11 protein-coding genes and 2 rRNA genes are annotated in these 10,376 nt (G+C 73.4%); all 13 read right to left on the reverse strand.

Going from position 1 to position 10,376, the window contains the following annotated elements; genetic code table 11:
* Window positions 1-18: 18 nt before the first annotated feature.
* On the reverse strand, window positions 19-1,050 hold the full coding sequence (locus tag BLS67_RS15540) for an STAS-like domain-containing protein (protein ID WP_131801750.1): 1,032 nt from the start codon (window positions 1,048-1,050) through the stop codon (window positions 19-21).
* A 116-nt stretch (window positions 1,051-1,166) separates the two neighbouring features.
* On the reverse strand, window positions 1,167-2,534 hold the full coding sequence (locus BLS67_RS15545; RefSeq protein WP_091246875.1) for an 8-oxoguanine deaminase: 1,368 nt from the start codon (window positions 2,532-2,534) through the stop codon (window positions 1,167-1,169).
* A 31-nt stretch (window positions 2,535-2,565) separates the two neighbouring features.
* Window positions 2,566-2,886, reverse strand: a complete 321-nt coding sequence (locus BLS67_RS15550; protein WP_091246798.1) for a DUF4333 domain-containing protein — start codon at window positions 2,884-2,886, stop codon at window positions 2,566-2,568.
* 53 nt (window positions 2,887-2,939) lie between these two features.
* Window positions 2,940-3,956 (reverse strand): allantoicase, encoded by a 1,017-nt coding sequence (gene alc / locus BLS67_RS15555; protein ID WP_091246800.1) that lies wholly within the window; start codon window positions 3,954-3,956, stop codon window positions 2,940-2,942.
* Window positions 3,953-5,278 (reverse strand): allantoinase AllB, encoded by a 1,326-nt coding sequence (gene allB / locus BLS67_RS15560; protein ID WP_091246801.1) that lies wholly within the window; start codon window positions 5,276-5,278, stop codon window positions 3,953-3,955. Before allB ends, alc begins: the two co-directional genes overlap by 4 nt.
* Entirely contained in the window at window positions 5,275-5,988 is a 714-nt protein-coding gene (locus BLS67_RS15565; RefSeq protein ID WP_091246802.1) for an urease accessory protein UreD, read from the reverse strand. The genes allB and BLS67_RS15565 overlap by 4 nt, the downstream gene beginning before the upstream one ends.
* The gene (gene ureG, locus BLS67_RS15570) at window positions 5,985-6,671 is read right to left on the reverse strand and encodes an urease accessory protein UreG (RefSeq protein ID WP_091246804.1); all 687 of its coding nucleotides are present in this window, start codon (window positions 6,669-6,671) and stop codon (window positions 5,985-5,987) included. Before ureG ends, BLS67_RS15565 begins: the two co-directional genes overlap by 4 nt.
* Window positions 6,672-6,741: 70 nt before the next feature.
* On the reverse strand, window positions 6,742-7,407 hold the full coding sequence (locus tag BLS67_RS15575; RefSeq protein ID WP_091246805.1) for an urease accessory protein UreF: 666 nt from the start codon (window positions 7,405-7,407) through the stop codon (window positions 6,742-6,744).
* A 1-nt stretch (window position 7,408) separates the two neighbouring features.
* Entirely contained in the window at window positions 7,409-9,130 is a 1,722-nt protein-coding gene (locus tag BLS67_RS15580; RefSeq protein ID WP_091246808.1) for an urease subunit alpha, read from the reverse strand.
* Window positions 9,130-9,432 (reverse strand): urease subunit beta, encoded by a 303-nt coding sequence (locus BLS67_RS15585; protein ID WP_091246809.1) that lies wholly within the window; start codon window positions 9,430-9,432, stop codon window positions 9,130-9,132. The genes BLS67_RS15580 and BLS67_RS15585 overlap by 1 nt, the downstream gene beginning before the upstream one ends.
* Window positions 9,429-9,731, reverse strand: a complete 303-nt coding sequence (locus BLS67_RS15590) for an urease subunit gamma (RefSeq protein ID WP_091246811.1) — start codon at window positions 9,729-9,731, stop codon at window positions 9,429-9,431. The genes BLS67_RS15585 and BLS67_RS15590 overlap by 4 nt, the downstream gene beginning before the upstream one ends.
* 317 nt (window positions 9,732-10,048) lie before the next feature.
* A 5S ribosomal RNA gene (gene rrf, locus BLS67_RS15595) occupies window positions 10,049-10,165 on the reverse strand.
* Window positions 10,166-10,297: 132 nt separating this feature from the next.
* Window positions 10,298-10,376, reverse strand: a 23S ribosomal RNA gene (locus BLS67_RS15600); the annotation flags it as partial.

Below are 10,376 nucleotides of genomic sequence, written 5' to 3' on the forward strand. Positions count from 1 at the left end.
GCTTTGCGCCAGGGACGACTATGTCTCCTGTGCACCCGACCTGCGGGACGGGGGCAGCCCACGGCGGACCATGAACTCGACCGGGCCCTCCATGCCTACGGGTTCCATCACGATCCCGTCGTTCTGCGCCGGCCAGACCCGGAAGACCTCGTCCACGAACCCCTGACCCACCTCCTCGACGCCGGTGAAGTCGACCCTGACGCGTGAGAACTGCTCCAGCCCCCGCAGGAGTCGTTTGGCCTCGGATCGGCTCACGAAGCGGACCCCGAACCCGAACAGACGGACCGTCGTCCTCGTCGTGCTGAAGACGTGGTCGTCGTCGGTGTACTCCTTGAACACGTCGATGAGCGCCCTGGTCGTTGACGGGTCCAGTTCCCACCTGATGCGTGTACCGACCGCCACGTCGCTCAGGCCGACGGCCTGGTCCTGCCGGACGTTGTCGACGGTCCAGGCAATCCCCTCCGATTCCAACGTGAAGATGTCGACCGCCTTCGAGGTGAAGAAGATGCCCTCGCCCGTGTGCCGCTCCGGGTCCGTCGTCGTCTTGCCTTTGGTCAGCTCGGCCAAGGCGTCGTACAGATCGTCGAGGCCGAAGACGTCTCGGATGTGCGACAACGCACCGCGACCGTCGTCCCGGATCTCGAACCGTGACTCGACACGACCCAGCCAGGCGGACACCGAGACCCGGCTCCCCTGCGAATGGTCCAGCGCATTGTTGAGCATCTCGGTGAAGGCGTAGCTGACGATGGACCTGGCCTCGGTACCGAGCTGGTCCTGGGCATCCGTGGCGAACTCACGCCAGACCGCGTCCTCACGCAGGCCGGGGATCGCGACCTCACGGATCCACGTCGGTGTCGACCATCTCGCGTCGGCGGGGATCTGCATGGAGGTCCGCGCGAGGGCACTTCTCACCGCACCGGGGTCGAAGACACGGTGGCCACCGGGCGAGCGTTCGGCAGGCAACGCCCCCGAGTCCGCCAGCTGGCGGATCTGGGAGAGCGACAGACCGAACTCCCGACTGATGTCTCCGATGCGCACAAGACGACCCACGCGAAGAAACTACGTCATGGCAGAGGTTCCGGAGGGGGACAAACCTCAAAAATCTCCGATCTGAGGGAGGTTTCTGCTTTCCTGTCGCTGGAGAACCTCCTCGGAACCGAGGATTCTCAGCTCTGCAGACGGGCTGAGACCCGGCGGTGCACGGCGAGCTGGTCGTCCAGGCCGGGGTGCACCGGGACGCCGTCCTCGACCACGAACTCCCCGGCGACGACGGTGTGCCGTGCCGACACCGGCCCGCAGCGCAGCCACGCCTCCACCGGGTCGCTCAGCGCACCGGCGAACCGGACGCCGTCCAGCGGCCAGACCACCAGGTCACCGCAGGCGCCGACGGTCAGCTCACCGATCTCGCCGGCCCGGCCCAGGCAGGCGGCGCCGCCCCGGGTGGCGATCTCGAGCGCGTCCCGGGCGCCCATCGCGGCCGCCCCCAGCCGGAGCTTGGCCTGCAGCATCGCCGTGCGGGCCTCGAGCCACAGCGACGCGGAGTCCGCGGACGCCGACCCGTCGACGCCCAGCCCGACCGGCGCCCCGGCGGCGCGCAGCTCGACCACCGGGGACAGCCCCGAACCCAGGATCATGTTGGACGACGGGCAGTGCGCCGCCCCGGTGCCGGCCGCACCGAGCCGGGTGATCTCGGTCGCCGACGGCCACACCACGTGCGCCAGCCAGGAGCGGTCGGTCAACCAGCCGACGTCCTCGAGGTAGTCCACCGGACGCCGGCCGAAGGTCTCCAGGCAGAACGCGTCCTCGTCCTGCGTCTCGGCCAGGTGCGTGTGCAGCCGGACGTCGAGCCGCTCGGCCAGCTCGGCCGTGGCCCGCATCAGCGCGGTGGACACCGAGAACGGCGAGCACGGGGCCAGCGCGATCCGGGTCATGGCGTGCGGTGACCGGTCGTGGTGCAGGGCGACCAGCCGCTCCGAGTCGGCCAGGATCTCGTCGTCCTCCTGCACGACCGAGTCCGGGGGCAGCCCGCCGTCCTTGACCGACAGCGACATCGAGCCCCGGGTGGGGTGGAAGCGCACCCCCAGCTCGCGTGCGGCCGTCACCTCGGCGGTGATCAGGTCACCGCCACCGGCGGGGTGCACGTAGGAGTGGTCGGTCGAGGTGGTGCACCCGCCCAGCGCCAGCTCGACCAGCCCGACGAACGCGCTGGTGTACGCCGCCTCCTCGTCGAGGCGCGCCCACCGGGGGTACAGCGTGGTCAGCCACTCGAACAGCCCACCGGTCAGCGCGGGGGTGTAGGCGCGGGTGAGGTTCTGGTACAGGTGGTGGTGGGTGTTGACCAGGCCCGGGGTGACCAGGCACCCGCGCGCGTCGACCCGGCGGGCGGCCGCGGGCTGCGGGTCGGTCGACCCGCCCACCCCGCTGACCACCCCGCCGGTGACGGCCACCCAGCCGCCGGGCAGTTCGCGGCGGGTGGCGTCGACGGTGGCGACGAGCTCGGCGTCGTGGACCAGGAGGTCGGCGGTGTCGTGCACCACACCATCCTGGCCCGCGCGCTCTGCCGGGTCAGCGGGGGGTGTCGGCGACCTGGACGTCGAAGTTGGCGGTGTCGCCGTCGACGGACGTGGTCGTCACGGTGACGTCGTAGGTGCCGTCGAGTCCGTCGGCGGTGAGGGCGCAGGTGATGGTCGCGCCCTCCTCGGCCGGGAGGTCGTCCTCGCAGTCGACGTCGGGACGGACGTCGGCGCCCGTCTGCTGCTGCAGCTGGGTCTCCGCCTGGTCCTCGACGTCGTCGGAGTCGACCGAGCCGGCGCCGCAGGAGGCGAGGCCGAGCGGGAGCAGGGTGGCGGCGGCGAGACCGAGCAGGGTGCGGCGGGTGCGGTTCACGGAGTCTCCTCGGCCGGGTGCACATGGGTGTTCCCTGTGCGTCGGCCCAGAACCTAACGGGGGCCGGCAGGTTCCGCCCGGTCATCGCCGAGGGCGCGGCGCAGCGCGCTCCGCCCGGCGTCCGTGGCCCGGCCCCACAGCCGAAGGCGGGCCATGCCGCCGTCCGGGTAGACGTCCAGCCGGACGGAGACCACCCCGGGCGCGCCCGGCACCAGGAACCGGTGCCGGGTATCGGGCTGCAGCGGGGTGCGGGGCAGCAGCTCGACCTCCGCGCCGTCGGCGGTGCGCCCGGTGAGGGCGGCCGCCCCGGGCGCGTTGCCCAGGAACCACGAGGTGTCCAGCTCGGCGAGGGCGACCACGCCCTCGCAGGCCAGCTGCACGTCGACCCAGTCGTTGCCGCCGTCGCGCCGCCGGGCGTTCTCCCAGCCCCCGCCCATGTTCGCGGCGTCGCCACGGCCCAGCAGCTGGTGCGGGCTGCCGTAGAAGGCGTTGCTGACCGCGGTGACCCGGCCGCCGTTCTCCAGCGCGGCCAGGTCGAACGGACCGGCGTCGAGGAAGCGGGGATCGGGGACGGCGGTGCCGTGCACGCGGAACCGGGCCACCCCGCCGTCGGGGTGGATGGTCAGCCGCACGTGGGTGACGCGGCGTCCCGGTGGGACGGCGAAGGCGTTCGCGGTGCCCCCGGCGAGGTCGACCCGGTCCAGCAGCGGCTGCCAGTCGGCCGCGACGAGCTCCTCGACCGACGGGTGACCCTCGACCGCCACGGCCTGGACCGAGGCCTGCGGCGGGTAGTTGCCCAGGAAGTACGCGGTGTCGACCACGACGCCGGCGACCACGCCGGGCATGCCGAGCCGCACGATCGCCCAGTCCTCGCCGGCCTCGCGGCGGCGGCGGGTCTCCCAGCCGTCGTACTCCTTGCCCTTGTGCCCGAAGTCCGGCCGGGCGACGGCCGGCCACGGCAGCACCAGGTTCTCCCGGGCGGCGAAGAACTCGTCGTTCGCGGCGACCACCGCACCGCCCTGGGCGCGGTTGGCGAGGTCGGGCAGCTGGGTCCAGTCCGGGGCGCTCACCGGCCCACTGTCGCAGAACCGTCCCGGGTGAGCAGTCGTCCCCGTGGGTGGCCGCCGTCGAGCACCTCGCCGCGCAGCCAGACGGTGCGGACGACCCCCGTGAGCTCGCGGCCGGCGTAGGGCGTGACCGGGTTCTTGTGCTCGAGCCGGCCCACGGTGGCCGTGGCGTCGGGGGCGAAGGCGACCAGGTCGGCGTCCTTGCCGACGGCGATCCCGCCCTTGGCCGACAGCCCGGCGAGCGCCGCCGGCGCGGTGGACATCAGCTCGACCACCCGGGCGAGCGGCATGCCCCGCGACCGGGCACCGGTCCAGACCGCGGGCAGGGTGACCTGCAGGCCGGCGATGCCACCCCAGGCCAGCCCGAAGTCGCCGACGTCCAGCCGCTTCAGCGCGGGGGTGCACGGCGAGTGGTCGCTGACCACCAGGTCGACGTCGCCGTCGGCGAGCGCCTGCCAGAGGGCTTCCCGGTGCGATGCCTCCCGGATGGGCGGGCAGCACTTGTAGGCGGTGTCGCCGTCGGGCACGTCGCCCGCGGCGAAGGTCAGGTAGTGCGGGCAGGTCTCGACGGTGATGCGGACGCCGTCGGCCCGGGCCCGGCGCAGCAGCGGGAGCGCGCCGGCGTCGGCCAGGTGCACCACGTGCACCCGGGCGCCGGTATCGGCCGCCGCCGCGACCAGCCGGGCGATGGCGGTCTCCTCGGCCGCCGGTGGACGGGAAGCCAGGAAGCCGGCGTAGCTCTGGCCGGTCGGCTCGGGCGCCGCCGCGATGGTCTCCTCGTCCTCGCAGTGCGCGATGAGCAGGCCGTCGACGGCGGCCAGCTCGGTCAGCGCAGCACGGAGTCCGGCGTCGTCCAGCGGGGGGAACTCGGGCACCCCGCTGTCGAGCAGGAAGCACTTGACACCCACCACGCCGGCCTCGAGCATCGGCCGCAGCTCGCCGACGTTGCCGGGGACGGCGCCACCCCAGAAGGCGACGTCGACCGACACCTGCCCGGCCGCGACCGCCCGCTTGACCTCGAGCCCTTCTCGGGTGGTCGTCGGCGGGATCGAGTTCAGCGGCATGTCCACGATCGTGGTGATGCCCCCGGCCGCGGCCGCCCGGGTCGCGCTGGCGAAGCCCTCCCACTCGGTGCGGCCTGGCTCGTTGACGTGCACGTGGCTGTCGACCAACCCGGGCAGCAGCACCTCGTCGTCGGCCAGGGTGAGCGCGTCGTCGGGTGCGTCGTCGAAGGCGGTGACGGCGACGATGCGGCCGCCCTCGACGTGGACGGCCGCGGGCCGCTCTCCCTCAGGCAGCACGACGCGGCGGGCGCGGACGATCACGGCAGGGCCTCCTCGAGCGGTGCGCCGCCCTCCAGCGGGGCGAGCCGGGCCAGGGTGGGCGTGAGCCGGTCACCCCAGGCCGTGGCCACCCAACCACGCTCCAGCGGCAGCCGGACGGCGTCCTCGGCGGTGGCCCGGTCGGCAGCTGCGCCCAGGTGCACGGTGCTGGCGTAGGCGCGGGGTGCGACCGGCGGCAGCCAGGCCGCGGCACCCGGGCCGAGGCCGACGGTGGTGTGCAGCACGGGGACGCCGGACCGCTCGACCCGGGTGGTGCCGGTCCAGCGGCCCGGCTGCTCGCCGGTGCGGCCGAGCTGGACCTGCTCGGTGGCGGTCAGCTCGGCGTCCTCGTCGAGCAGGGCGTGCAGCAGGGCCCGGTGGTGGGCACCGGCGGTGACCACCGTGGGCTCGGGCCGCAGGTCCAGCCGACCAGCCACCTCCGCGCGCACCCGCTGCTCCGACGGCGGCGACTCCCCGCGGGCGGGGAGGACGACGGCCGCCGCGACGGTGCGCACCGCCAGGCGGGCGCCGGCCTCCACGACCAGCCGGATCTCGGCGTCGTCGCCGCCCAGCGGTCCGAACGCCGTGGCGACCAGGTGCACGGTCGTCGGCCCGGTGCGCCGGACGGCGAGCTGGCCGCTGGCCCGGACGACCGGCAGCACCGTGCGCCCACCCGGACCGGCCCGGGCCACCACCTCGACGAGGGTCCTCACGCGTGCTGGACGGCCCGGGCCCGCACCTGCTCGCGCACCCAGGCGGCGACCTCGGTGGCCGCCGGGTCGTCGCGCAGGGAGATCAGGAACGTGGGCTTGCCGCCGCGCACCGCTGCGGAGTCGCGGCGCATGACGTCCAGGTCCGCCCCGACCAACGGCGCCAGGTCGGTCTTGTTGACCACCAGGAGGTCGGAGGCGGTGACGCCGGGGCCGCCCTTGCGCGGGACCTTGTCGCCGCCGGCGACGTCGACGACGAAGATCTGCACGTCGACCAGGCCGTAGCTGAACGACGCGGTCAGGTTGTCGCCGCCGGACTCGACCAGGACGAGCTCGAGCCCGGGGTGCCGGGACTCCAGCAGCTCGACGGCGTCGAGGTTGGCCGTGATGTCGTCGCGGATGGCGGTGTGCGGGCAGCAGCCGGTCTGCACCGCCTCGATCCGGTCGTCGGGGAGCACGGCGTTGCGGCGCAGGAAGTCGGCGTCCTCGGTCGTGTAGATGTCGTTGGTGACGACGGCGAGGTCGTACTCCTGGCCCAGGGTGCGGCACAGGGCCGCGGCCAGGGCGGTCTTGCCCGAGCCGACGGGGCCCCCCAGGCCGACCCTGAGCGGGCCGTGCCGGTGGCCGCGGGCGGCCGGGTCGGCGTAGGGGTCCACGTAGTCGTCGAGGTTGTGGTCGGGCGGCATGGTCGCTCCTCGTGGGGTTCGTAGGTGGGTCGGTCGGGGGCGGTGTCGTGCTGGACGTCGTGGTGGCGGGTCAGGAGGCGAAGTAGCGGTCACCGCGGTCGGCGTGCAGCTCGGCGAGCAGGTCCAGCAGGGGATCGGTGTCGGCGGGCAGGGCGTCGGCCGGAGCCGGGTCGGCGGCTGCCCGAGCGACGTCGTCCACCTCGGACCCCAGCCGGGCGGTGACCGTGGCGACGGTGATCGGGTCCATCGCCAGCAGCCGCTGCGCCGCGGTGGCCGGGCCGGTGATGGACAGGTACGCGGCGGCCTGGGCGGCCTCGGTCGGACCCAGGCCGGGCACCGCAGCGGCCACCCCCAGGGCCACCGGGTGGTGCGGGTGGGCGGGCAGGTCGTCCCAGACCGCGGACGGCCAGGCCCGCCGGCCGACCCGGACCAGCCCGCGCCCCTGCTGACGGGACGCCTGGCGCAGCGCCGGGGCCGGCGTGCGGGCGTCGGCCTCGGCGTCGAGGGCGGCCAGCACTGCCGGTCGGTCCCCGCCGCGACCGGCCGCCCGGCACGCCGCGGCGGCCAGCCCGGCCGCGGTGCGCCCCGAGGTGGTCAGCCGCCGGCGGAGGAACACCTCGAGGCTGCGCGGGTCGAGCACCAGGCCGGCGGCGATGGCCTGCTCCACGCCGCCGGAGTGGGTGTGGCCACCGGCGGGCAGCCGGGAGTCGGCCAGGGTGAGCAGCGCAGCGGTCATGTCAGAACAGGAAGTAGCGCTGGGCCATGGGCAGCTCGGCCACCGGCTGGGGTTCCCAGACCTCGCCGTCGACGGACACGGTGAAGGTGTCCGGGTCGACCCGGATGTCGGGCAGCGCGGTGTTCTCGGGCATGTCGGCCTTGCCCAGCCGGCTGGTGTCGGTGACCGCGACCAGCCGGCGGTCGACGGCCAGCCGGTCGGGCAGCCCGGCATCCAGCGCTGCCTGGGCCACGAAGTGCAGCGACGTCTGCGCCGGGACCTTGCCGTAGGCGCCGAACATCGGCCGCGGGTAGACCGGCTGAGGGGTGGGGATCGACGCGTTGGCGTCGCCCATCTGGCCCCAGGCGATCATCCCGCCCTTGAGCACCACGTGCGGCCGGACCCCGAACGTCTTCGGGTCCCAGAGCACGAGGTCGGCCAGCTTGCCCGGCTCGACCGAGCCGACCTCGCCGTCGATGCCGTGCGCCACGGCCGGGCAGATCGTGTACTTGGCGACGTACCGGCGGGCCCGGGCGTTGTCCGCGGCGCCGTCGCCGGCCAGGGACCCGCGCCGGCGCTTCATGACGTGCGCGGTCTGCCAGGTGCGCATGACGACCTCGCCGACCCGCCCCATGGCCTGGGCGTCGGAGCCGATCATCGAGATGGCCCCCAGGTCGTGCAGGAGGTCCTCGGCGGCGATGGTGGTCGGTCGGATCCGGCTCTCGGCGAAGGCGAGGTCCTCGGGCACCGAGCTGTCCAGGTGGTGGCAGACCATGAGCATGTCGAGGTGCTCGTCGAGGGTGTTCACCGTGTGCGGCCGGGTCGGGTTCGTGCTGCTGGGCAGCACGTTCGGGTGCCCGGCGACGGTGATGATGTCGGGTGCGTGCCCGCCTCCGGCTCCTTCGGTGTGGTAGGCGTGGATGCTCCGGCCGGCGATCGCGGCCAGGGTGTCCTCGACGAACCCGGCCTCGTTCAGCGTGTCCGAGTGGAGCGCCACCGGGACGCCGTGCCGGCCGGCCACGGTCAGCGCGGCGTCGATGGCGGCGGGGGTGGAACCCCAGTCCTCGTGCAGCTTGAAGCCGCTGGCACCGGCCCGCAGCTGCTCCTCGAGCGAGGCGTGCGAGACGGTGTTGCCCTTGCCCAGCAGCGCGACGTTGACCGGCCAGACGTCCATGGACTCGAGCATGCGGGCCAGGTACCAGTCGCCCGGGGTGATGGTGGTGGCCTTGGACCCCTCGGCCGGCCCGGTGCCCCCGCCGATCAGGGTGGTCACGCCCGAGCCCAGTGCGGTGGGGACGATCTGCGGGCAGATGAAGTGCACGTGGCAGTCGATGCCGCCGGCCGTGAGGATCTTGCCGTTGCCGGCCAGCACCTCGGTCGCCGGGCCGATGACGAGGTCGGGGTGGACGCCGTCCATGGTGTCGGGGTTGCCGGCCTTGCCCAGCGCGACGATGCGGCCGTCACGGATGCCGACGTCGGCCTTGACCACCCCCCAGTGGTCGAGCACGACGGCACCGGTGATGACGAGGTCGGGAGCGCCCTCGGCGCGGGTGGCCCGGCCCTGGCCCATCGACTCGCGGATGACCTTGCCGCCGCCGAACACCGCCTCCTCGCCGGCCAGGCCGGGGCCGCCCGAGCGGTCCTCGGTGACCTCGATCAGCAGGTCGGTGTCGGCCAGCCGGATGCGGTCGCCCGTGGTGGGGCCGTAGAGCTGGGCGTAGCGCTCGCGGGACAACCGGACCATCAGCCCATGCCTCCTTCAGCGGTCAGGCCGGGGACGACGCGCGCGCCGGCCAACGGGACCAGGACCACGGTCTGCTCGATGCCCGGCTCGAACCGGACCGCGGTGCCGGCGGCGATGTCGAGGCGCTGACCGTGCGCGGCGACGCGGTCGAACACCAGCGCACCGTTGGTCTGCGCGAAGTGGAAGTGCGAACCGACCTGCACCGGCCGGTCGCCGCTGTTGTGCACCTCGAGCTCGATGCGCGGAGCTCCCGGCAGGGTCTCGATGAACCCCTCGGCCGTGATCACCTCTCCGGGGATCACGGAATGGGGTGGTGGACGGTCACCAGCTTGGTCCCGTCCGGGAAGGTCGCCTCCACCTGCACCTCCTCCAGCATCTCGGGCACGCCGTCCATGACGTCGTCGCGGGTCAGGACCGTGCGGCCGCTCTGCATCAGCTCGGTCACCAGGACGCCGTCGCGGGCGCCCTCCAGCACGTGGTCGCTCACCAGCGCCGTGGCCTCGGGCAGGTTGAGCTTGAGGCCGCGGGCCTGCCGGCGGCGTGCCAGCTCGGCGGCGTAGCTGAGCAGCAGGCGCTCCTGCTCGTGCGGGGACAGGTGCACGTGCTCGACCTCCGTCGTCGGGGACCCCGGACGCTAACCGGGGGGTGTGACGATTCTGTTGCCGACCCACTCCCCCGGCAACGATGCCCCCTGCGGACGGCAGGCCCGCACCAACATCGCCGCTGCGCAGCACACCGGCCTGCCTGGCTACGGCCCGGAGCCCGAGCACCCCGGTCGCCCACCGCGGACTCCGGAAACCGCGGTTTCTCGGATTGCGTCGCGCGCGACCGGTTGTCGGGAACTGCGATCTTCGGGGCATCGTCCCGGAAAGCACGAAACGGGCCACAGCAGCTGCTGTGGCCCGTTTCGGGAATGGTGTCCGGCGGCGTCCTACTCTCCCACCCGGTCCCCCGGGCAGTACCATCGGCGCTGAGAGGCTTAGCTTCCGGGTTCGGAATGAGACCGGGCGTTTCCCTCTCGCCATGACCGCCGTAACGCTGTGAAAGTTTCCACCCACGCACCCCGGTCAATGGGGGTGGGGGCGGTGTGAACACACGGGTGTGTTCGTGCTTTCAGAACCGCACAGTGGACGCGAGCAAGACATGCATTACGTAAAAGGTTGTTTGTTGGTCAAGTCCTCGGCCTATTAGTACCGGTCAGCTCCACACATTGCTGTGCTTCCACCTCCGGCCTATCAACCCGCTG

The organism is Klenkia soli (assembly GCF_900103975.1).
Lineage (GTDB): Bacteria > Actinomycetota > Actinomycetes > Mycobacteriales > Geodermatophilaceae > Klenkia > Klenkia soli.

What these genes read in the sequence shown, in the direction of transcription:
- ureG (WP_091246804.1), bottom strand. Translation starts at nt 6,671, where the DNA reads ATGCCGCCCGACCACAACCTCGACGACTACGTGGACCCCTACGCCGAC.
- BLS67_RS15575 (WP_091246805.1), bottom strand. Translation starts at nt 7,407, where the DNA reads ATGACCGCTGCGCTGCTCACCCTGGCCGACTCCCGGCTGCCCGCCGGT.
- BLS67_RS15580 (WP_091246808.1), bottom strand. Translation starts at nt 9,130, where the DNA reads ATGGTCCGGTTGTCCCGCGAGCGCTACGCCCAGCTCTACGGCCCCACC.